The 22,423-nt window shown below is 63.9% G+C and carries 20 protein-coding genes and 1 pseudogene; 15 read left to right on the forward strand and 6 right to left on the reverse strand.

Annotation, left to right across the window (positions count from 1 at the left end):
• Positions 1-3 precede the first annotated feature (3 nt).
• The 8 genes from LB524_RS09835 to LB524_RS09870 all read left to right on the forward strand — a co-directional run bounded on the left by LB524_RS09835 (position 4) and on the right by LB524_RS09870 (position 8,423).
• Complete coding sequence (locus tag LB524_RS09835) at positions 4-969, forward strand: small ribosomal subunit Rsm22 family protein (RefSeq protein ID WP_224525641.1); 966 nt, start codon at positions 4-6, stop codon at positions 967-969.
• 245 nt (positions 970-1,214) lie between these two features.
• The gene (locus LB524_RS09840; RefSeq protein WP_015318513.1) at positions 1,215-2,705 is read left to right on the forward strand and encodes a replicative DNA helicase; all 1,491 of its coding nucleotides are present in this window, start codon (positions 1,215-1,217) and stop codon (positions 2,703-2,705) included.
• Between the two features lie 136 nt (positions 2,706-2,841).
• Positions 2,842-4,245 carry a DNA repair protein RadA gene (gene radA / locus LB524_RS09845; RefSeq protein ID WP_140617228.1) on the forward strand — a complete coding sequence of 468 codons (1,404 nt, stop codon included), beginning with the start codon at positions 2,842-2,844 and terminating at the stop codon, positions 4,243-4,245.
• A gap of 47 nt (positions 4,246-4,292) precedes the next feature.
• A complete protein-coding gene (locus LB524_RS09850) occupies positions 4,293-4,952 on the forward strand; it encodes a CvpA family protein (RefSeq protein ID WP_140717951.1) in 660 nt (219 codons plus the stop codon).
• Between the two features lie 104 nt (positions 4,953-5,056).
• Positions 5,057-6,526 (forward strand): amidophosphoribosyltransferase, encoded by a 1,470-nt coding sequence (gene purF, locus LB524_RS09855; protein WP_015318516.1) that lies wholly within the window; start codon positions 5,057-5,059, stop codon positions 6,524-6,526.
• Positions 6,527-6,574: 48 nt separating this feature from the next.
• Positions 6,575-7,315 carry an SDR family NAD(P)-dependent oxidoreductase gene (locus LB524_RS09860; protein WP_015318517.1) on the forward strand — a complete coding sequence of 247 codons (741 nt, stop codon included), beginning with the start codon at positions 6,575-6,577 and terminating at the stop codon, positions 7,313-7,315.
• Positions 7,316-7,393: 78 nt separating this feature from the next.
• Entirely contained in the window at positions 7,394-8,035 is a 642-nt protein-coding gene (locus LB524_RS09865; RefSeq protein ID WP_181173075.1) for a hypothetical protein, read from the forward strand.
• A gap of 169 nt (positions 8,036-8,204) precedes the next feature.
• Complete coding sequence (locus tag LB524_RS09870; protein ID WP_015318519.1) at positions 8,205-8,423, forward strand: hypothetical protein; 219 nt, start codon at positions 8,205-8,207, stop codon at positions 8,421-8,423.
• Between the two features lie 50 nt (positions 8,424-8,473).
• On the opposite strand, the gene LB524_RS09875 is transcribed toward LB524_RS09870, so the two are convergent.
• The gene (locus LB524_RS09875; RefSeq protein WP_224525642.1) at positions 8,474-8,977 is read right to left on the reverse strand and encodes an OsmC family protein; all 504 of its coding nucleotides are present in this window, start codon (positions 8,975-8,977) and stop codon (positions 8,474-8,476) included.
• 195 nt (positions 8,978-9,172) lie between these two features.
• Between LB524_RS09875 and LB524_RS09880 the strand changes: the two genes are divergently transcribed.
• The 3 genes from LB524_RS09880 (at position 9,173) to LB524_RS09890 (ending at position 13,132) form a co-directional block, all read left to right on the forward strand.
• A complete protein-coding gene (locus tag LB524_RS09880; RefSeq protein WP_224525645.1) occupies positions 9,173-10,690 on the forward strand; it encodes a S10 family peptidase in 1,518 nt (505 codons plus the stop codon).
• A 162-nt stretch (positions 10,691-10,852) separates the two neighbouring features.
• The gene (aguA, locus tag LB524_RS09885) at positions 10,853-11,959 is read left to right on the forward strand and encodes an agmatine deiminase (RefSeq protein ID WP_224525649.1); all 1,107 of its coding nucleotides are present in this window, start codon (positions 10,853-10,855) and stop codon (positions 11,957-11,959) included.
• Between the two features lie 69 nt (positions 11,960-12,028).
• Positions 12,029-13,132 (forward strand): polyamine ABC transporter substrate-binding protein, encoded by a 1,104-nt coding sequence (locus LB524_RS09890; RefSeq protein WP_140726384.1) that lies wholly within the window; start codon positions 12,029-12,031, stop codon positions 13,130-13,132.
• Between the two features lie 13 nt (positions 13,133-13,145).
• Here the strand turns inward: LB524_RS09890 and LB524_RS09895 are convergent, their stop codons facing one another.
• The 3 genes from LB524_RS09895 to LB524_RS09905 all read right to left on the reverse strand — a co-directional run bounded on the left by LB524_RS09895 (position 13,146) and on the right by LB524_RS09905 (position 15,461).
• Positions 13,146-13,853: a response regulator transcription factor gene (locus LB524_RS09895; protein ID WP_224525651.1), complete on the reverse strand. Its 708-nt coding sequence runs from the start codon at positions 13,851-13,853 to the stop codon at positions 13,146-13,148.
• A 166-nt stretch (positions 13,854-14,019) separates the two neighbouring features.
• Positions 14,020-14,853, reverse strand: coding sequence for a glutathione S-transferase family protein (locus LB524_RS09900; RefSeq protein WP_224525653.1), 834 nt, complete (start codon positions 14,851-14,853; stop codon positions 14,020-14,022).
• Between the two features lie 26 nt (positions 14,854-14,879).
• On the reverse strand, positions 14,880-15,461 hold the full coding sequence (locus LB524_RS09905; protein ID WP_015318526.1) for a VOC family protein: 582 nt from the start codon (positions 15,459-15,461) through the stop codon (positions 14,880-14,882).
• 337 nt (positions 15,462-15,798) lie between these two features.
• On the opposite strand from LB524_RS09905, the gene LB524_RS09910 reads away from it, so the two are divergent.
• Entirely contained in the window at positions 15,799-16,686 is an 888-nt protein-coding gene (locus tag LB524_RS09910; RefSeq protein ID WP_224525657.1) for a DMT family transporter, read from the forward strand.
• 60 nt (positions 16,687-16,746) lie between these two features.
• Positions 16,747-17,652, forward strand: coding sequence for a DMT family transporter (locus LB524_RS09915; RefSeq protein WP_224525660.1), 906 nt, complete (start codon positions 16,747-16,749; stop codon positions 17,650-17,652).
• Positions 17,653-17,870: 218 nt separating this feature from the next.
• Here the strand turns inward: LB524_RS09915 and LB524_RS09920 are convergent, their stop codons facing one another.
• Positions 17,871-18,734 (reverse strand): LysR substrate-binding domain-containing protein, encoded by an 864-nt coding sequence (locus LB524_RS09920; protein WP_224525662.1) that lies wholly within the window; start codon positions 18,732-18,734, stop codon positions 17,871-17,873.
• Between the two features lie 110 nt (positions 18,735-18,844).
• On the opposite strand from LB524_RS09920, the pseudogene LB524_RS09925 reads away from it, so the two are divergent.
• Positions 18,845-19,249, forward strand: a pseudogene (locus LB524_RS09925) (tautomerase family protein); the annotation flags it as partial.
• A gap of 105 nt (positions 19,250-19,354) precedes the next feature.
• Positions 19,355-21,577, forward strand: a complete 2,223-nt coding sequence (locus LB524_RS09930) for an AMP-binding protein (protein ID WP_140718276.1) — start codon at positions 19,355-19,357, stop codon at positions 21,575-21,577.
• A gap of 27 nt (positions 21,578-21,604) precedes the next feature.
• Here the strand turns inward: LB524_RS09930 and LB524_RS09935 are convergent, their stop codons facing one another.
• A complete protein-coding gene (locus tag LB524_RS09935; protein ID WP_224525666.1) occupies positions 21,605-22,423 on the reverse strand; it encodes a CDP-alcohol phosphatidyltransferase family protein in 819 nt (272 codons plus the stop codon).

The raw sequence follows: 22,423 nt of genomic DNA on the forward strand, positions 1-22,423 counted from the left end.
GCCATGGAGCTGCCGGCCGCTCTTCGACAGGGCGTCGATCGCCTTTTGGAAAAGGTGGCGCTGCCGGACCTGAAGCAGGCGGCGAAAACCCTGTCCGACCGCTACCGCGCCGAATTGCGCGACGGTCGGCTGCATATGGCGCAGGACATGGCGGTCAAGGCCTATCTGGCGACGCGCATGCCGGCGACCTACGCCGCGGTCCGCGCCAGCCTCGATGCGCTCGCCGAAGCCCGGCCGGATTTCACACCCGCGACCTTGCTCGACGTCGGCGCCGGCCCCGGCACCGTGCTTTGGGCCACCAGCGATCTCTGGCCTGACCTGGAACTGGCCACGCTGCTTGAGGCGAGTGCCGCGGTGCGCAAGGTCGGTGAGACGCTTGCCGCCAATGCGATCACGGCCCAGACCGTCTGGCGGGCCGGCGATGTCACGACCGACATTGCCGACCTCCAGTCCGCCGACCTCGTCACATGTGCCTATGTGCTGGACGAGATCGCGCCGACGTCCCTGCCCAAAATGGTCGACCGGCTATGGCAACTCACCAAGGACACGCTGTTGATCGTCGAGCCGGGCACGCCGGCGGGCTGGCTGCGCATTCTAGCTGTACGCGCACAATTGATCGCGGCCGGCGCGCATGTGCTGGCGCCCTGTCCGCACGAGGCGCCCTGCCCGCTCAACCCGCCGGACTGGTGCCACTTTTCCCGCCGCGTCGCCCGCTCGCGCCTGCACCGCCTGGCCAAAGAGGCGGAAGTACCGTGGGAAGATGAGAAATTCATCTATGTAGCCGCTTCGCGCCAGCCGGCTGCCTTCCGCGCCGCGCGGGTCGTCGCGCCGCCGAAATCCGGTTCCGGCAAGGTCGTGCTCAAGCTTTGCGAGGCAAATGGCAGCGCCGGCGAAAGGCTCTTCACCAAGCGCGACGGTGACGCGTTCAAGGTGGCGCGGCGGGCGGATTGGGGCGATGCACTGGCATGAGGATGAAAGAGACACGACAGCCTCGCAATCCGGTGTCGCCAGCGCTCACCTTCCTGTTTTGTTCTCCTGCGAAAAACGCTAAGTTGCCAACTCTCGATTCGAGTCAATTGCGATTCTTTCCACGGAAAAATTTTGGCTGTGAATCGCGAGTACCAAAGCCGCTTCTTCACGGGCTGTTGCAGATAAGTCAGCACTGACTTGTCCAGTTCTGATATCGACAGACGGGGATCGAAATCGGGGACATCATGGCAGAGGCAGCACGAAAATTCGGCGTGGCGGAGCAACCGCTCTATCGCGAATCGCCCAACAACATCGAGGCCGAGCAGGCGCTGCTTGGCGCTATACTTGTCAATAACGATGCCTTCTACCGGGTGTCCGACTTCCTGAAGTCCGGCCATTTCTACGAACCCCTGCACCGCAAGATCTTCGATGTCGCGGCCGAACTGATCCGCATGGGTAAGGCGGCGACGCCGATCACGCTGAAGACCTTCCTGCCCGCCGACGAAAAGGTCGGCGACATGACGGTGGCGCAGTATGTGGTGCGGCTGGCGGTGGAAGCCGTCACCGTCGTAAACGCCACCGACTACGGCCGCGCCATTTATGATCTGGCGACGCGCCGGGCGTTGATCACCGTCGGCGAGGACATGGTCAACATCGCTTATGACGCCCCTGTCGACATGTCGCCTTCCGAACAGATCGAGGACGCGGAGCGCCGCCTGTTCGAGCTGGCCGAGACCGGGCGCTATGACGGCGGCTTCGAGAGCTTCACCGACGCGGTCAAGACCGCGGTCGACATGGCCAACGCCGCCTATATGCGTGACGGCGGTCTGTCGGGCCTCGCCACCGGCATGCGCGATCTCGACCGCCGCATGGGCGGCCTGCAGTCGTCCGATCTGATCATCATCGCCGGCCGTCCGGGCATGGGCAAGACATCGCTCGCCACCAACATCGCCTTCAACATTGCCGAGATGTATGAGCCGGCGCAGCAGGCCGATGGCTCATTCAAGGCGGCCAATGGCGGCGTGGTCGGTTTTTTCTCGCTCGAAATGTCGTCCGAACAGCTCGCAACCCGCATCATTTCCGAACAGACGGAAATTTCGTCCTCCAAGATCCGCCGTGGCGAAATCAGCGAAATGGACTTCGAAAAGCTGGTCGCCTGTTCGCAGACCATGCAGAAGATCCCGCTGTTCATCGACCAGACCGGCGGTATTTCCATTGCCCAGTTGTCTGCCCGCGCGCGTCGTCTGAAGCGCCAGCGCGGCCTGGACCTGATCGTCATCGACTATATTCAGCTGATGCAGGGCTCATCCGCCAAGTCTTCGCAGAACCGCGTGCAGGAAATCACCGAGATCACCACGGGCCTGAAGGCGCTGGCCAAGGAACTGGCCGTGCCGATCATCGCGCTGTCGCAGCTGTCGCGTCAGGTCGAAAGCCGCGACGACAAGCGTCCGCAGCTCTCCGACCTGCGCGAATCCGGTTCGATCGAGCAGGACGCCGACGTCGTCATCTTCGTCTATCGCGAGGAATATTACCTCAAGAACCGCGAGCCGAAGCTCGGCACCGAGGAATACGTCAAGTGGGAAAACGAGATGAACGAGATGCGCGGCAAGGCCGAGGTGATCGTGGCCAAGCAGCGCCATGGGCCGACGGGCTCTGTCACGCTTGCCTTCCACGGCGAATTCACCCGCTTCTCCGATCTCGCGGAAGAGCACCATATCGCGGAAAGGTTTGAGTAGCCTCTTGCCAGCGATCTCACCAATAGCAACGGGTCTCTGCGCTCTGCGCCGCCCTCTGTCCTGCCGGACATCTCCCCCGCACGGGGGGAGATTGGCTGTCGCGTGCGGCGCCCGCCAGAGGGCGGGAAGGTAAAGCGTGGTCAAATCCCGCGTCCAGTTCATCTGCCAGAATTGCGGTTCGGTGCATCAGCGCTGGGCCGGCAAATGCGATGCCTGCGGCGAGTGGAACACGCTGGTCGAGGAAGGCACATCTGGCGGCATCGGCTCGGGTCCTGCCAACACGCGCAACGCCCGCAAGGGCCGCGCGGTGGTGCTGACCACACTTTCAGGCGATATCGAGGACGCGCCGCGCATCATCTCGGGTATCGGCGAACTCGACCGCGCCACCGGTGGCGGTTTCGTTCGGGGCTCTGCACTTCTGGTCGGCGGCGATCCCGGTATCGGCAAATCGACACTGCTCACCCAGGCCGCGGCCGCACTTGCCTCCAAGGGCCATCGCATCGTCTATGTCTCGGGCGAAGAGGCAGTTGCCCAGATAAGGCTGCGTGCGCAGAGGCTCGGCGTCGCCTCGGCGCCGGTGGAACTCGCGGCCGAAACCAATGTCGAGGATATCCTTGCCACGATCGCCGACGGCAAGCGGCCCGATCTGGTCATCCTCGATTCGATCCAGACACTGTGGACCGACTTGGCCGATTCGGCGCCAGGCACCGTCACACAAGTGCGCGCCGCGGCGCAGGCGATGATCCGCTACGCGAAATCCACGGGTGCCGCGATCGTGCTGGTCGGCCATGTCACCAAGGAAGGCCAGATCGCCGGTCCGCGCGTGGTCGAGCACATGGTCGACGGCGTGCTCTATTTCGAGGGCGAAGGCGGCCACCACTTCCGTATCCTGCGCACGGTGAAGAACCGCTTCGGACCGACCGACGAGATCGGGGTCTTCGAAATGTCGGACAAAGGTCTGCGCGAGGTCTCCAATCCATCCGAGCTTTTCCTTGGCGAACGGCACGCGAAATCACCGGGAGCAGCGGTTTTCGCCGGCATGGAAGGCACCAGGCCGGTTCTGGTCGAAATCCAGGCGCTGGTCGCGGCCTCCTCGCTCGGCACGCCGCGCCGGGCGGTGGTCGGCTGGGACGGCGCGCGGCTGTCGATGATCCTGGCAGTGCTGGAGGCGCATTGCGGTGTGCGTTTCGGGCAGCATGACGTTTACCTCAACGTCGCCGGCGGCTACCGCATCAGCGAGCCGGCGGCCGATCTCGCGGTCGCAGCCGCACTGGTTTCCTCGCTCACTGGTCTTGCCCTCCCCGCCGATTGCGTCTATTTCGGCGAAATCAGCCTTTCGGGCGCGGTGAGGCCGGTTGCGCATGCGCAGCAGCGTCTCAAGGAAGCCGAAAAACTGGGTTTTGGTAGCGCGGTTCTGCCCTTGGGCAGCGAGGAACTTGCTGGGGGGATTGGGGCCGGCGCTTTCCAGCCCACCGAGCTTGCCGACCTCGTGGCGCGCATAGCCGGCTCACGGCGCAGCCGTGCCGACGATGAAGAATGACGCGGCTCGTCGAGTCGTGAACAAGAGATCGGAGTGGGGCCAAAGACATGCCGATTACGCTGCTTGACGGAATTCTCGTCGGCTTCACCCTGGTCTCGGCGATGCTCGCCATGGTTCGCGGCTTTTCGCGCGAGGTGCTTTCGGTCGTCTCCTGGGCGGCGGCGGCGGCGGCGGCCTTCTTCTTCTACAAACCGGTCCTGCCCTACCTGAAGCCCTATATCGACAATGAGAAGATCGCCATGGCGGCGGCCGCAGGCGTGGTCTTCATCATCGCGCTGATCGTCGTCTCGGTCATCACCATGAAGCTTGCCGACTGGATCATCGATTCGCGCATCGGCGCCCTCGACCGCACGCTCGGCTTCCTTTACGGCGCCGCGCGCGGCGTCCTGGTCGTCGCTGTCGCGCTGCTGTTCTTCAACTGGCTGGCCGGCGCCAAGGCCCCGGCCTGGGTCACGGAAGCCAAGTCGCGGCCGCTGCTTGAACAGATCGGCGCCAAGCTCGAGAGCCTGCTTCCAGAGGACCCGGAAAACGCCATCCTCAAGAAGCTCAATCCGAATCAGCCGGCCACCGAGACGCCCGTCGCGCCCGACGCACCGGCGGCGGATGCACCAGCCGGTGGCGACGACGCCAATGCGCCGGCGCCTGACGACAACGACGCCGGTCCTGCCGACAACACCGCCAAGCCGGCGCCAGCGCCGGCGAACTGAGGTCCGAACGGGGCGTCTGGCGATCGATCCATGTGAACGATCGCATGCAGTGCGTTGCTTTCGACGTGCGACCGCCTTATATGGCGATTTTAGCGGAGCTTAAGATGGCAGACGCAGACGACGTGCTTTCCGCCGAGGCTGACGATCATTTCCATGACGAGTGCGGCGTGTTCGGCATCTTTGGCCGGCAGGACGCGGCGGCCATCGTCACACTCGGTCTGCATGCGCTGCAGCATCGAGGTCAGGAAGCGGCCGGCATCGTCTCCTATGACGGCACCCAGTTCCATGTCGAACGCCATGTCGGCCTGATCGGCGACACCTTCACCAAGCAGCGCGTCATCGACAGCCTGCAAGGCAACCGCGCCATCGGCCACACGCGCTACGCGACCACCGGCGGCGCCGGCATGCGCAACATCCAACCCTTCTTCGCCGAATTGGCCGATGGCGGCTTTGCCGTCGCCCATAACGGCAACCTCACCAACGCCATGACGGTGCAGCGCGCGCTGCAGAAGCAAGGCGCGATCTTCTCCTCCACCTCCGACACCGAGACGCTTTTGCATCTGGTCGCGACCAGCAAGGAGCGCGACCTCAATTCGCGCTTCATCGACGCGGTGCGCCAGGTCGAGGGCGCCTTCTCGCTGGTGGCGATGACGGCCAAGAAGATGATCGGCTGCCGCGATCCGCTCGGCATCCGCCCGCTGGTGCTGGGCGATCTCGACGGCGCCTGGATCCTGGCCTCCGAGACCTGTGCGCTCGACATCATCGGCGCGCGTTTCGTGCGCGACCTGAAGCCCGGCGAGATGGTCGTCGTCACCTCCAAGGGCATTGAGAGCCTGTTCCCGTTCGAACCGCAGAAGACCCGCTTCTGCATCTTCGAATATGTCTATTTCGCCCGACCCGACTCCTCGGTCGAGGGCCGTAACGTCTATGAGGTACGCAAGCGCATCGGCGCGGAACTGGCGCAGGAAAATCCGGTCGACGCCGATATCGTCGTACCGGTGCCGGATTCCGGCACGCCGGCGGCAATCGGCTTCAGCCAGGCGGCGGGCATTCCCTTCGAACTCGGCATCATCCGCAACCACTATGTCGGCCGCACCTTCATCCAGCCTGGCGATTCGATCCGCCATATGGGCGTCAAGCTCAAGCACAACGCCAATCGCCGCATGATCGAGGGCAAGCGCGTGGTGCTGGTCGACGACAGCATCGTGCGCGGCACCACCAGCCAGAAGATCGTGCAGATGGTGCGCGATGCCGGCGCCAAGGAAGTGCACATGCGCATCGCCTCGCCGCCGACCAGCGCATCGTGCTTCTATGGCGTCGACACGCCGGAGAAGTCGAAGCTGCTGGCTTCGCGCATGTCGGTGGAAGAGATGGCCGAGTTCATCCGGGTCGATTCGCTCGGTTTCCTCAGTATCAACGGTCTCTACCGCGCCGTCGGCGAGGCCAGCCGCGACGACGAGCAGCCGCAGTTCTGCGATGCATGCTTCACCGGCCAGTACCCGACCCGCCTGCTCGACTTCGAAGGCCACGACAATGTGCGCACGCTGTCGCTGCTGGCGACAAGCGGGTCGTAGAATTGGCGGATCCTCATCAGCCTTAGCCAGAGTTCCGGAAGCCATCGCATGACCCTCGACCTTACCGGCCGCGTCGCGGTCGTCACCGGCGCCTCGCGCGGCATCGGCTATTTCATCGCCAGGGAATTGGCTGCGGCCGGCGCGCATGTCATCGCGGTTGCCCGCACCGTCGGCGGGCTGGAAGAACTCGACGACCAGATCAAGGCGGCCGGCGGCCAGGCGACATTGGTGCCGCTCGATCTCGCCGACATGGCCGGTATCGACCGGCTGGGCGGCGCCATCCACGAGCGCTGGGGCAAGCTCGACATCCTCGTCGCCAATGCCGGCGTGCTTGGCGTCATCTCGCCGATCGGCCATGTCGAGGCCAAGACCTTCGAAAAGGTGATGACCATCAACGTCACCTCGACCTGGCGGCTGATCCGCTCGGTCGACCCGCTGCTGCGGCTTTCGGATGCCGGCCGGGCGATTATCCTGTCGTCCAACGCGGCGCATTCGGCGCGCGCCTTCTGGGCGCCTTACGCGGCATCGAAGGCGGCGGTGGAGACCATGATGCGCTCCTGGGCGCATGAGACGCAAAGTCTGCCGCTGCGCGTCAATGCAGCCGACCCCGGCGCCACCCGCACCGCGATGCGCGCACAAGCCGTGCCCGGTGAGGATCCCGAGACATTGCCGCACCCCTCCGAGATCGCCAAACGCATCGTGCCGCTGGCCAGCCCGGATCTCAAAGAGACCGGCCTGATCTTCCAGGCCAAGCACAACCGCTTCGTCGCCTACCGGCAACCGGAATAAAACGCGGGTTCGAAACGGATTAAAACAGCCTTCGGCTACGTTCTTCTGACGTAGGACATTCGAAACCGGAGGACCGACATGCCAAGACTCGCCACCGTTGCCGCCACCGCCCTTGCCGCCGCTCTTGGAGCTACGGTCGGCGTGGCCGTTTCCCAAGATACCAAGATGAGTTTCTTCGTCACCAGCGTCGGCTCCGGCAAGGGGGGCGATCTCGGCGGCCTGAAGGGCGCGGATGCCCATTGCGCGTCGCTGGCGGAAGCCGCCGGCGTCACCGGCAAGACCTGGCACGCATATCTCTCGACCAGCGCGGAGGATGCGCGCGATCGCATCGGCAAGGGTCCCTGGTTCAACGCCAAGGGCGCCAAGATCGCCGATGATGTCGCCTCGCTGCACAGCGACGCCAACGGCATCACCAAGCAGACCGCGCTGAACGAGAAGGGTGAGACGGTCAACGGCCGCGGCGATACGCCCAACCGACACGACATGCTGACCGGCTCCAAGCCCGACGGCACCAGGATCGCCGACCAGACCTGCGGCGACTGGACGATGAGCGGCTCCGAAGGGGCGGCGATGATGGGCCATCACGACCGCACCGGTCTCGACGATTCGGCGGCGGCGAAGTCGTGGAATTCTTCGCATGCCTCGCGTGGCGGCTGCAGCCAGGAGGCGCTGAAAGGCACAGGCGGCGACGGCCTGTTCTATTGCTTTGCGACCGACTGAACCACGGCGGAGGGCAATACCGCAGCTAGGAACCCGACGGATCATCACGCGGCTGTGATCTGAGGGGAGAAGCCGCTGGGCGGTCATGCTTTCGTCATTTCCGAGGAGTTGTTAGGATCGAGCGAATCCCGCAACGAGAGCCCGATCTGGGCAGAACAAGGAAAACTCCATGGCTACGACCGCAGCATTGGTCTGGTATCTGGTAATCGCCGGCCCGCAGGGCGGCATGGTCGTGCTGCCCAGCACCTTCGACAAGCGCGAACAGTGCACCGCCGCCATCACCGAGTATCAGAAGCAGCCGACACCCGCCGGCTGGTCCGTGCAGTGCGTGCCGAGCGCCTCGCCCTTCACCGACGAAGGCGACGCCGAAGAGCCGGCAGCTCAGTAAGCATCAGATATCACAAGGCCCGCGACCGCTGCCGCGGGCCTTGTGATTCATCACCGCGCGCTCACCGTCAGTTCCGGCTTCTGGTTGATGGTCTGGAACACCACGCAATAGCGCTCGGTCAGCTTCAGCAGCGAATCAATGCGCTCCGGAGGCTCCGCCGTGTCGAGATTGAAATTGAGCCGAATGGCGCGAAAGCCGACCGGCGCATCCTTGGCGATACCAAGCGTGCCGCGAAAATCAAGGTCGCCTTCGGCTTCAACGGTAGCGGCGCCGAGCTTGAATTCGAGCGCCGTCGCGACCGCCTTCAGCGTCACCCCGGCGCACGCCACCAGCGCCTCGAGCAGCATGTCGCCGGAGCACAGTTCGAGCCCCGAGCCGCCTGTTGCCGGATGAAGGCCGGCGATTGCCAACGCCCTGCCCGTCTCCACCTTGCAGGCCACCGACTGTTCGTCGATCGAGCCCTTTGCCCTTAGAGTGATCAGTGCTTGCGTGGCGTCGTCGCGGTAGGCCTGCTTCAGCGGCGCCTGCATGGCCTTCAGCTCGGTTGCGTCCATTTTCGTTCCTCCGACAGGCTTTCTGCCTTGATAGCATGGTCCTGCGAGACGTGTGAGGCAATCCAAACATGACGACCCAAGCTGTCAGGAACTGGTTTCGGCGGAAACAACAGCAGTGGGCGCGCCATCGTCTGATCCCTTTGACTTCATCCGCCTCGGCCATAGCTATGCGGGAGTCTTTTCCGCGGAGGTCTCATGCGTTCCAAGCTGAAACTCGTCTCCCTTGTCCTCTTCATGCTTGCCGGTTTCGCGCAGCCTCTCCTGGCCGAAACGGCGGAGCGGCCGGCACCCGCGGGCGGCGTGCTTTCACTGCTGCCGTCACCTGAGATCACCGACCATTCGATCACCATTGGCGGACGCAGCCTGCGGTATCAGGCAAAGGCCGGCACGCTTCCGCTGCTCTCCGGCAAGGGCGAGATCACGGCGGAGATCTTCTATGTTGCCTATACGCTGAAGCCGCGGGAGAGCGTGGCGACGGAAGCACCGCGGCCAATCACCTTCGTGTTCAACGGCGGCCCGGGCGCCGCTTCAGCCTATCTGCATCTCGGCGCGCTCGGACCGCGCGTCGTGGCGACCGGAGCCGGCGGGGAATTCCTCCCCTCGCCGCAAAAGCTCATCGACAATCCCGACAGTTGGCTCGACATGACCGACCTCGTCTTCGTCGACCCGGTGGGAACCGGCTACAGCCGCGAGGCGCCCGGCCAGGATACGCACGACTTCTGGGGCGTCAGCCAGGATGCCAGTTCGATCGGCGCCTTCATCAGGCTCTATCTCGCCCAAAACAGCCGCATGGGATCTCCGCTGTTCCTCGCCGGTGAGAGCTATGGCGGGTTCCGCGCGGCACTGCTTGCCAGGACGCTGCAGGAAGATGTCGGCATCAGCCCGAGCGGCATCGTGCTGATCTCGCCGGCGCTGGAATTCACCCTGGTGCAGCCCGACGAATTCGAGCCGCTGCATTGGGCTCTCGAACTACCCTCCCTCGCCGCGGTTCGCCTGCGCAGTGAAGGTGTCAACGGCGACACATTGCGGAAAAAGCTCGCCGAGGTCGAGCATTATGCACTTGGCGAGTACCTCAGTGCGCTCACCAGTGGGCTGGAGCAAGGCGGACGGCTGGCGGGCGACCGCGTGGCCGAGATCACCGGCCTGCCGCTCGACCTCGTTCACCGCAACTTCGCCCGCGTCCCGACCTCGCTCTTCGCAAGGGAGTTTGGCCGGGCCATGGGTAAGGTGCTCAGCCCCTATGACGGCATGATCGCGACGGCGGACATCGCTCCCCAGAGCGCCCGTATCGCTGGCCCCGATCCGGTGCTGGACCGTAGCGTGCCGGCGCTGACCTCGGCCTTTGTCGCTTACGCGCGCGACGAGCTGAACTTTCGCACGGATGTCAGCTACCGCTTGCTGAACGGCGATATCAGCCACAACTGGGACTATGGGACGAGCGCCTCGCGCCAGGGCTATGCCGGCGTGATGGATGACCTGCAACGGGCGCGGTCCTTGAATCCCGCGCTGGGCGTCGTCATCGTCAACGGCTACACCGATCTCGTCACTCCCTATCTGGCGTCGCGTTATCTGGTCAGCCAGATCCCGTCGCTCGCCGGCGCCAGGCAGATCCGCCTCGACGTCGTTGAAGGTGGGCACATGATGTATCTCGAACCGGACGGACGGCGCGCGCTGAAGCAGGCCGCTTCAGAGGTTTACCAGGCAACCCAGTAGACAACGGGACATCGAGTCTCCGGGCAACCAAGGCCCGGCGCCGATGCAGGACCGGTGGCCGGTGCAGTGATCAAGCTGTCCCAAATGGGACATTGACGGACAAGGTCCCAAAACCGTCTGATCGGGCGAGGTTTCGTCATTCCATTTCCCGGTGGTCCCACAATGTCACATACGCTCTCGACCACACCGAGGCAGGATGGGTTTCGCGCCCCTGGCGAATTCGAGCCCAAATCGGGCTGTTGGCTGATCTGGCCAGAACGGCCGGACACCTGGCGGCTGGGCGCCAAGCCCGCGCAGAGGCTGTTCGCCAATGTCGCTGCGGCGATCGCGCAAAGCGAGCCGGTGACGGTGGCGGCGTCCAGCCGCCAGTGGCAGAACGCAAGAGCGCGATTGCCCAGCCATGTGCGCGTCGTGGAAATGTCCACCAATGATTCCTGGCTGCGCGACAGTGGCCCCAATTTCGTCGTCAATGATCGAGGCGAAGTGCGCGGCGTCGATTGGATCTTCAACGCTTATGGCGGTTTCGACGGCGGCCTCTACTCGCCTTGGGATCTCGACGACCTCGTGGCGCAAAAGGTCCTCGAGATCGAGAGGATGGACCGTTATCGCGCACCGCTGATCGCCGAGGGCGGCGGGCTGCAATGCGACGGCCAAGGCACGCTCATCACAACCGAGCAGTGCCTGCTCAATCGCAACCGTAATGCCCATCTCGGAAAGGCGAAGGTGGAACAACAGCTTGGCGACTATCTCAGCGTCGACAAAATCATCTGGCTGCCGCGCGGTTTTGCTTTCGACGAGACGGATGGCCATGTCGACGACCTCTGCTGCTTCGTTCGTCCGGGCGTCGTGGCGCTGAGCTGGACCGACGAGCGGGACGATCCGCAATATGAGATCGTACGCGAAGCCGAAGAGGTGCTGCGCTCGGCCCGCGACGCGCGTGGCCGTCGCCTGGAGGTTCATCGGCTGCACCATCCCCTGCCGATCGAGATGACGATGGAAGAAAGCGAGAGCGTGGACCGGGTCGATTCGACCTGGGCACGGCCGACCGGCAACCGGATCGCGGCGAGTTACATCAACTATTATCCGGGCAACAGCGTCGTGGTCGTGCCGGAATTCGGCAGCGATCTCGACGGGAAGGCAAAGCAACAGCTGGCCACGCTGTTTCCCGATCACAAGCTCGTCGGCATCGAGAACTCCCGCGAAATTCTGCTCGGAGGCGGCAATGTCGCCTGTATCACGTTACCCGTTTATGCGCCCCACCGGCGTTGAGCGGCAAGCGTGCCGAAGTGAAATCAGAACGGTGCGCCGCGTCGGCCCGCCAGGCAAAAGGAGATACCCATGCGCGCTCTGCTCTTCCCAATCCTGACCGCCGCGCTTGCCTGCGGCATCAGTTTCGGCGTCGCCCGGGCGGACGATGAGAAGGTGGTCAACGTCTACAACTGGTCCGACTACATCGCCCCGGACACGGCTGAGAAATTCGAGAAGGAGACGGGCATCAAGGTCCGCTACGATGTCTATGACGGCAACGAGGTCCTTGAGACGAAACTGCTCACCGGCGGCTCGGGATATGACGTGGTCTATCCCTCGGCCTTTCCGTTCCTGAAGAACCAGGTGAAGGCAGGCGCTTTCCTGCGGCTCGACAGATCGAAGCTTTCAAACCACTCGAAAATCGATCCGCAAGCCTTGTCGCTGATCGCGGGCGCGGATCCGCAGAACCTGTACGCCGTGCCTTATATGGCCGTCACAGACGGGATCGGCTACAATGTCGCTGCCGTCAAGCAACGGATGCCGGATGCGCCGACAGGTTCCTTCGCCATGGTCTTCGACGTCGACGTCGTCAAGAAATTCTCCGATTGCGGCGTCGCCATGATCGATGCTCCGGCGGAGATCATTCCTATGGCTATGAACTATCTCCACATCGATCCCAGGTCGACCAGTCCGGACGACCTCGCCAAGGTCGAAGAGCTGATGGGCAAGGTGCGTCCCTATATCCGTTACTTCCACTCGTCGAAATACATCAACGACCTGGCGAATGGCGACATCTGTGTCGTGCTGGGCTGGTCGGGCGACATATTGCAGGCCAAGACCCGTGCGGCGGAATCCGCGAAGAAGCTGGAGATTGCATATTCCATTCCAAGGGAAGGCACGCTGATAAACTTCGATACGATGGCCGTGCCGAAGGATGCGCCGCATCCGGAGAATGCCCAGGCCTGGATCGATTTCAACTTGCGGCCCGATATCGCAGCGGCCAATTCCAGTTATGTTTCCTATGCCAATGCGATCCCGGAATCCCTGCCGCTGATGGATCAGGCCGTCGCAAAGGATCCCGGCGTTTTCCCATCCGACGATGTAAAGGCCAAGCTGTTCGTGGTCGAAAACAACGACGCAAAGCTGCTGCGACTGCAAAACCGCATGTGGACACGCGTCGTGACGGGACAGTGAAGCTGGCGAACCGTCAGTTGGGCGCGGCCTTCCAGCCTATGGCCAACAACTCGACCTGGGAGTGCACACCGAGCTTGCGGTAGACCTGCTTGATGTGGTTGCGCACGGTGCCGGGTGAAATCGACAGGTTTCGCGAAATCGTCTTGGCGCTGCCGCCCTCGATCAGGAGCCGCGCGATCTGCCTTTCCCGGGCGCTGAGTTGCGACCCCGCGGCTTCGATTGCGGAACCCTTGTCGCGAAGACGGCACAAATGAAGCAGCCTTTGCAGAATGAGCTTTGTCGCGCTGCTCGCCGCGCCGGCCACAGCCAGATCATGCTCGCCAAAACGCGGCGCGCCGTCGCGGCGCAGAAAAGTTACATAGCCGGCGGTCAATCCGTCGAGGTTGAACACGCCGGTTATTTCATCGAAGCTGCCGGAGGGCCCGTAGAATTCGCGATAATACGGCGTGCGCTGGAAATCGCCTTGGCTGAGAGCCGACAACGGCAGCAGGAAATCCTGTCTGGTGCTGGCGAACCTCTGGAAGAACGGATCCTGGCGATAGACGCGCGCGTCATAGTCGCGGTTCCAGCGATCGGGTCCGGCGTCGTCTATGGTCAGGGATGTTATGTCGCGACGATAGAAGCCAACATAGACACGATCCGAGCCAAGCAGCACCCTTGCCGCCGCGCTGAAGCGGGCCGACAAGTCTTCGGGCGTTGCCGCCAGGGCCGCGGCGGCCACGCCACCACTCCAGCGTTCAAGCCGGTCGAGAGAAAAATTCGACTGCATCCGCGCCCAGAGTAAAGCAAGCCCCGCCAACTTCAAGCTGGCGGGGAACCGCGAGGTCGCCGGTGAGATCAGTCCCGCGGCTGCTTCCGCAGCTCATCGCACCATCGACTGGTTGGACTCACGCCTTGGCCTGCGACCTCACATGGGCGATGTAGCCGCGCACGTCGCCGGCCGGACCAGCATAGGCCTTGCCGAGCTTCTTCTCCATCGCAGCCATGTATTCCTTCGCCCATTTGGGCAGGGCGTAGTCGATGACGGCGAGGAATTCGAGCGTCGCCGCAAGACGGATGTCGGCGATCGACGGGCTCTTGCCGCCGATGAACGGCTTGCCGTCGCGGAAGAAGGAGTGGAAGACCTCGAGCGGCTCGGCAATGGCGGCGACCGCGGCCTTCTGTGCCTCCGATTTCCTGTCCGGGTGGGCGTCGCTGTGACCGACTTCGCCGGCATATTGCGGGAAGCCGAGCGCCGGATAGGTGGCGCGCGCGACATAGGGATAGAGCGTGCCGATCAGATAGAACATGGCGCTGTCTATCATCGCCCGCTTGGCTGGCGCCTTCGGGTAGAATTTCTCCAGCCCATGCTTGTTGGAAAGATATTGCATGATGGCGCAGCTCTGCCACAGCACGCCGCGCGGCAGGCCCTTGTCCTCGATCATCGGCGTCAGGTGGGCCGGATTACGCGCCATGTATTCGGGCGAGCGCGTCTGCCCCCACGCATCGGTCTCCGCATGGTCGAGCCCGGCGGCGCGGGCAAAGACGCGAACGGTCATGTTGTTGACGCTCGGCTTCAGCATGCTGATGGTCAGTGCCGATTTCCTTGCCGGTTTCGCCTTGGCCTTGGCCGCCGTCTTGCCGGCGGCCTTTGGCGCCGTCTTGGTCGCAGCTTTTGCTGCCGCTTTTGCCGCTGGTTTGGCGGCCGGTTTCCCTGCGCTTTTCGCCACTGCTTTTGCCACGTGTTCCTCCCTTGCCTGTTCAGCCTTCAGTATGGATTTTTGGGCGCCCGGTCCGCCGACAATGTCGCGCGCGCGCGTTCCACCAGCGCCTGGATCGCATCAGCCAGATGCACCTCGGCGATGTTGTAGTCGCCACGCGTGACGCGAAGCTTATGCGCCTCCATCAGCACATCGGCATGGGTGAAGCCTGCAGGCGGTTCGAAACGATAAGAGGCAAGCTCGATCAGAAGGCCGAGCGGATCCTCGAAATAGATTGAATCCATGAAGCCGCGATCCTTGACGCCACTGTGTTTGATGGCGCGCTCGTCGAGCCGGGCGACCGCCTGCAGGAAAGTGACGCGGGACACCGAAAAGGCGATGTGATGCACGCAGCCCGGGTCGGTCGGGGTGCGGCGCTGCACAGCCGTGCGGGTCTCGTCGGTGAAGATGGTGATCAGCCGGCCGTCGCCCGGATCGAAATAAAGATGGCTTTCGCTCGGCTTGTCGAGATTGGGCTGCTCGAAGATGAAAGGCATGCCCAGCACCCCTTCCCAGAAATCGATCGAGGTCTGGCGACCGGCACCGACCAGCGTGATGTGATGGACGCCTTGCGACTGCAGTTTCTGCATCGGCCTTCTCCCCGCAATATCCGCTCTGGCAGAGGCGGCCCGTCACGCCGCGCCCGCACATGCTACATCTGGCATGAGCTGAGCGCCAATTCGCTGTCCGTCCCCCGGCGTTCTGCGCGCCTGCCTTCGTCTCCGGCTTTATGAGATGATGCTAAACCAATCGGCCGTGCCGCGCCAGAAGCCGCAGCCGGGACAGGCTGCATTTCGCGCCACTGCCGCCTGCCCCAAAAGCAAGCGCGGTGCTGGAGCAGCGCCGTGCGGGATTTCGCCCGTATAGCTGGCTGGTGCGGAGCCGACAGGGGCTGGGGCCGCCTTCACTCAAGCAGGCGCACGCCTTATGGCCGATATCGCCATTCTCGATACACGCGAAAGGGTCTTCGCCGGAATCCTGCTGACGGGCGCCGCCTATTTGCTGTTTTCGACGCAGGACGCCTCGATCAAACTGCTGGTCACCAGCATGACCGTCTGGCAGATCATGTTCTTCCGCAGCATCACCATTCTTGGCGCCTGCGCGGTGATCGGCGGGCGGCCGCTGTTCGCCGACACGGTGCGCTCGCCGATCGTGCGGCCGATGCTGGTGCGCAGCGCCTTCACGCTCGCCGCCTGGCTCTGTTACTACAACGCCGCCCGCAGCCTGCAACTCGCCGAACTGACCACCGTCTATTACGCGGCTCCGATCATCGTCACCGTGCTATCGGTGGTCCTGCTCGGCGAAACGGTGCCTGTTGTGCGCTGGCTGGCGGTTCTGATCGGCTTTGCCGGCGTCTTTGTCGCCTGCGATCCCGCCCATCTTGGCCTGTCCGTGCCCGTGTTGCTGGTGCTGACGGCGGCCTGCCTTTGGGGCATCGCCATCGTGCTTCTGCGCAAGACGGCGCTTACCGAGCGCTCGACGATCCAGCTCCTCCTCAACAATTTCTATTTCCTGGTTTTTTCGGCGGTGCCGGCGCTGTCGTGGTGGCATACGCCGGACCCGGCACAATTGCTGCTTCTTGCCAGCGTCGGTGCGCTCGGCGGCCTGGCGCAATACCTTCTCTTCGAGGGCATGAAGCGCACGCCGGCATCGGTCCTGGCGCCGCTCGAATACACCTCGCTGTTGTGGGCGTTCGCCCTCGGCTTCGCGATCTGGGGAGACGTACCACGCCGCGAAGTGTTCCTGGGTGCCGCCCTTATCGTCGCCGCCGGCCTGCTGATCGTCGGCGGCGAACATTTCCGCAAGCGGCTTTGACGTGGATGGCCATTACTCCCGACACGACGATGTCAGGACGAGGCAAGGTAAGCTACCGGCATGACTGAGATCACGGCCACCGCGGAAACCACCGAACGCACGCTGGGTATCCTGCTGGTCTCATCCTCGGCGGCGGTATTCGGGCTGACCGGCGTTCTCACCAAGTCGATCCATGCCGATCCGCTGACGATCACCTGCTGGCGCGGCTTTGTCGGCGCGATCCTGATCAGCCTCTACGTATTGTGGCGCCGCCGCCGTGCCGGCAAGCGTGAACCGCTGCGGCTTGGCTGGCGCGGCTGGCTGCTGGCCATCGAAGGCGCACTGGCCAGCATCGCCTTCATTTCCGCTTTCAAGTTCACTTTCGTCGCCAATGTCGCGGTCATCTACGCGACGTCGCCCTTCATTGCCGCCGTACTGGCTTGGATGCTGGTGCGCGAGCCTTTCCGGCTGCAGACGATGGTGGCGGCGGCGGTGTCGCTGTGCGGGGTCGCCATCATGGTGTGGTCGGGTTTTGCCACCGGCAATTTGTTCGGCGACGGGCTGGCGCTGCTGATGACGGCCGGCAGTGCGCTGTACATGATCATGGTTCGCGCGTTCCGTGATACGCCCGTGGTGTGGGCCGGCGCGGTTTCGGCCTTCCTGCTGTTCATACTCGGATGGTTCGTCACCGATCCCCTGGCGGTCTCATCAAGGGACGCTATCCTGCTTGCCACCTTCGGCGCGTCCTTTGCGCTGGCTTCCATTCTGTGGACGGAAGGCTCGCGGCTGATCCCGGCGCCTGAATCGGGCCTGCTCGGTTCGGCGGAAGTGCCGTTCGCGATCCTGTTTGCATTTCTGTTCCTGGCCGAAATCCCGCCGCTGGCCAGCATGGTCGGCGGTGCCATCGTGCTCGGCGCCGTCTTTGCCCATGCCGGCCGTGACTGGCTGAAGGCACGCTCGCGACAGGCGTCTTCAGATATTTCTTAAAAAATTTTTGGAAGTCACGGAACAATCACCGTGCCCGGGCATTATTAGTGCGACGGGCCACCCCCCAAGTCCCCCCAAACCCCTCGGCCCGTCCTACTCCAGCCGACCGCAAGGTCGGCTTTTTCTTTGCAACAGCTTTTTCTTTGCAGCAGACGGGCCGACCGCAAGTCGGCTTTCCATGCCGATAGACCGACGACGAAACTTCGCGCCTCGTCAAATCAACCAGGCGGTCCGGACAAAGCGAGGCTACCGCCGAGCAGCGTCGCCAGATCGCCTGCGGGCGCATCGGCACCGGCGCGCAGCCGGATCGCGAACTCTGCCATCGGAACCTGCGGCAAGCCAAGTTCGCGGGGCGCTTCGACAATGCCGGAATGGGCAAAGCGCGGGGTTCGCAAGGTCAGCGCAACACCGGCATTTACCGCAGTGCGCAGCCCGGCCAGGCTGGCGCTGCCGGCAGCGATGCGATAGCGGCGGCCGGCCGCGTCGAGGGCGGCGAGCGCCGCCTCGCGAAATCCGCAATAGGGGTCGAGCAGCGCCAGCGGCAATTCTTCCTGCCGCGAGGCCAGTCCCTTGTTCGAACACAGCCATGTCATCGGCTCGCGCAGCACGCCGACCTCGTCCGGCACGGCAGCCTGGCGCATGACGATCGCCAGATCGAGGCTGCCAGCTTGTAACGCCTGCGCCAGTTCGGCGGAGCGGCCGACACGCAGTTCGATCCTGACGCGGGGATGGCTGGAGGCGAAGGCACGCAGCAGGTCCGGCAGGCCGCTATCGGCGAAATCCTGTGTCGTACCGATGGCGACGCGCCCGGCAGCGCGTGCGCCCTTCAGCGCCAGCCAAGCCTCGCGATGCACGGCAAGAATGCGCCTGGCGTGCCCGACAAGATCCTCGCCTGCCGGCGTCAGGCCGCGCCCCCTGCCCTGCGGCGCCAGAAGTGGCTCACCGACGATCTCTTCCAAGCGCTGCATCTGCGCCGTCACCGCCGAGGGTGAGCGGCCGACATTGGCCGCCGCCTGCGCCAGCGAACCGCTGTCGACGAAAGCAAGGAAGGTTCTGAGCAGGTCGGGATCGAGCGTTTCCATAATTCGATTTTATCAAATCATCAGTTGCAAACAATTCAGTTTTTTCGATCAAAAGATGATGGCATGGTCTTTCAACGGCGCCCACGCCGCTAAAAACCAAGGAGAAAAAAATGCCCATCATCAATGTCAGCGTCACCGGCAAGCCTGACGCCACCCTGTCGGCCAGCATCGCCAGGGAAATAACCGAGATCACCGCCACGCATCTGCGCAAGGATCCGACGATCACCGCAGTTGCCGTGTCCTATCTCGATCCGCAGCACTGGTTCGCCGGCGGCAAGTCGCTCGCCGAGCACGGCACCAACACATTCTGGCTCGACATCAAGGTGGTCGACGGCACCAACACAAAGCTCGAACTGGAGGCCTATCTCAAGGCGATCTTCGATGCCTTTGGCCGCCTGCTAGGCGGCGCGCACCAGGAGAGCTATGCTTTCGTGCATGAGGTTCCGGCAGCGGCCTATGGCTACGGCGGCAAGACGCAGGAGTTCCGTTTCATCAGCGGGCGGCTGAACGCGGCGTGCGGGCGCCCCTTCCGCATTGACCTTGCCTCGACTTCCGCTAGGCTCTGCCCCGAAGCGGCCGCACAAGAGCCGCAATGACAAAATCGTTGGGAGAGACGCGGCATGATCCTGACACTGGCGCTGCTTGCGGGTCTGGTTGTGGCCTGGTTGCTGATCGGCGTGGTGGAAAAATTCCGCCTCGGCCTGCGCTTCACCCAAGCGCTGCTCTACGCACCGTTCAAGCTCGCCTACCGGATCAGCGACAATCGCATTAAGATCGCTCGCAAGGCGCAGGTGCCGGTCATCTATGTCATCTCGCACCAGTCGCGCTTCGAGCCGGCGCTGATGCTGTCGCTGCTGCCCGACGACACGCTGCATATACTCGACGAGGTCTCGGCGCGTTCGCCTTGGCTCGAACCGTGGCGCGAACTCGGCCGCACCATTGCCTTCAACGCCGAACATGTCTTCGTCAGCCGCCGGCTGGTGCGCGTGCTGAAGGGCAAGGGCCGGCTGGCCGTCTATCTGCCGGACGCGGTCGAGCCCGACGTCAAGACGTTTCGGCTGTTCCGCGCCGTCACCCGCATCGCCATGCAGGCCGACGCCCGCATCGTGCCGATCTTCGTCGCCGGCGCCCGCAACCTGCCGGTGTCGCTGACGCCGGCGGACAAGGCACCGCGTCACTGGTTTCCACGGCTGTCGGTCAGTGTCCTGGAGCCGATGACGATCGCCGAGCTGGTGGCGCGCAATCCGGACCAGGCTTCCAACACCAATGCGCTGTTCGACCGCGTCGCGGAGGCCCGGCTTTTTGGCACCGACCTCGACCGCGGCCTGTTCCTTGCCATGCGCGACGCCGCAACCAGGATCGGCGCTTCGCATGCGATCATCGAGGACGTCATTTCCGGGGCGCTGAGCTACCGCAAGATGTTCATCGGCGCGCGGGTGCTGGGCAGGCGCTTCGAGGCGGTGACGGCGCCGGGCGAAGCTGTGGGGGTGATGCTGCCCAACGCCAACGGCGTCGTGCTGTCGCTCGTCGGCCTGCTCTCGGCGGGCCGTGTGGCGGCGATGATCAACTACACGGCCGGGCCGGCAAGCGTCACCGCGGCTGTCCGCACCGCCGTCATCCGCACCGTTGTCTCTTCGCGTGCCTTCGTCGAGAAGGCCGATCTCGCCGATATCGTCGCCGCGGTTGAAAAGGGCGGCGCCAGGCTGCTGTGGCTGGAAGATGTACGCGAAAGCGTCACCACGCTGGACAAGCTTGCAGCCGCCTTGCTGTGGCGCCTGCCGCTGCAGCGACAGGACGCGGCAAAGCCCGGCGTGATCCTGTTCACCTCGGGCTCCGAAGGCACGCCGAAGGCCGTTGTTCTGTCGCAAAAGAATCTCCTCGCCAATGCCATGCAGGCCGAGGCGCGGATCACCATTTCGCCGGCGGACATCCTGCTCAACGTGTTGCCGGTGTTCCATTCGTTCGGCCTGACGGGCGGCACCATCCTGCCACTGGTCACCGGGGTAAAGCTGTTCCTCTATCCCTCGCCTCTCCACTACAAGCTCATCCCCGAGATCGCGCGCAAGGTGAAACCGACCATCATGTTCGGCACCGACACGTTCCTCGCCAACTATGCGCGCACCGCCAAGGACGGGGATTTCTCCAGTCTGCGCTTCGTCGTCGCCGGCGCCGAGGCGGTGAAGCCGGATACCCGCCGCGTTTATCGCGAACGCTTCCAGGCCGAGATCATCGAGGGCTTCGGACTGACCGAGGCGGCGCCCGTGGTTGCCGTCAACACCGCGATCCACGGCCGCGACGGCACGGTCGGCCGGCTTCTGCCGGCCATTCGCATGAAACTGGAGCCGGTCGAAGGCATCAACGATGCCGGCCAGTTGTGGCTCGACGGGCCGAACATGATGATGGGCTACATGACCGCGGACCGCCCCGGCGAGCTCCAGCCCCTGACCGGCTGGCACGACACGGGCGATATCGTCGCCGTCGACCGCGAAGGCTTCATCAGCATTCGCGGCCGCGCCAAGCGCTTCGCCAAGATCGCTGGCGAGATGGTGTCGCTGGGTGCGGTCGAGATGCTGGTGCAGTCGCTTTGGCCGGAAGAACGCCATGCGGCGGTGGCGGTGCCGGACAAGAGGCGGGGCGAGCGCATCGTGCTGGTCACCACCGCCGACGATGCCAGCGCCGAGGAGTTGCGTCAGTTCGGCAAAAAGGCCGGAGCGGCCGAACTGATGGTGCCGAACGACATCGTCAAGGTCGAGGAGATCCCGGTGCTCGGTTCCGGCAAGACCGACTATGTGTCGACGAGAAAGCTGGCGATCGACCGGCTCGGACTTGGCGTGGCGGCCTGAGTCGGACCAAGGACTTCGGCCGACTTTCTAACCTATGTCCGAAGGCGGCACCTTCTCGCCTTCCAGCTTGGCTCGCTTGGAATAGGCGCGCACGCTGAATGGGAGAAAGATCAGGTAGCCCGCGACCGATGCCGTCAGTGTGTACCAGGGATAGGTCATCAGCAAGAGAATGTAGAGGACGACGGCGAGGATGACCGGCAGCACCCTGTCGCCGGGGATCTTGATGCTCTTGCCTGAATAGACTGGCAAGCGGCTGACCAGCAGGAAGGCCACCAGGATGGTGAAGCCGGTGGCGACGAAGGCGGCCAGCCGGCTGGGCTCCACCCCAAGCCGCAGGAAATAGAGATAGAGCGGCAGCATCACCAGAACGGCGCCCGCCGGCGCCGGCACACCGACGAAATATTCGGTCTGCCATATCGGGCGGTCGGCCTTCTCGTCGTCGAGCACGTTGAAACGCGCCAGCCGCAGCCCGCAAGCGATCGCGAACAGCAGTGCCGCGATCCAGCCCGGCGAGCCGGCGCGGTCGAGCAGGAAGGCATAGAGCACCAGAGCCGGCGCAACGCCGAAATTGACGATGTCGGCCAGGGAATCCATCTGCGCGCCGAATTTGGAGGTCGCCTTCAGCATCCGCGCCAGGCGGCCGTCAATGCCGTCGAGAAAAGCGGCCAGCAGCACCATTACCACCGCCGGCTCGAAACGCCCCTCGAAGCCGAAGCGGATGCCGGACAGGCCGGCGCAGATGGCAAGCACGGTGACCAGATTGGGCAGCACCATGCGCATGGGGATCTCGCGGATGCGCGGACCGCCGCTGGCATGGGCCTCGAATTTTTTATATTGCGTGCCCAC

Origin of the sequence: Mesorhizobium sp. ESP6-5, from assembly GCF_020164695.1 — a bacterium.
GTDB classification, from domain to species: domain Bacteria; phylum Pseudomonadota; class Alphaproteobacteria; order Rhizobiales; family Rhizobiaceae; genus Mesorhizobium; species Mesorhizobium australicum.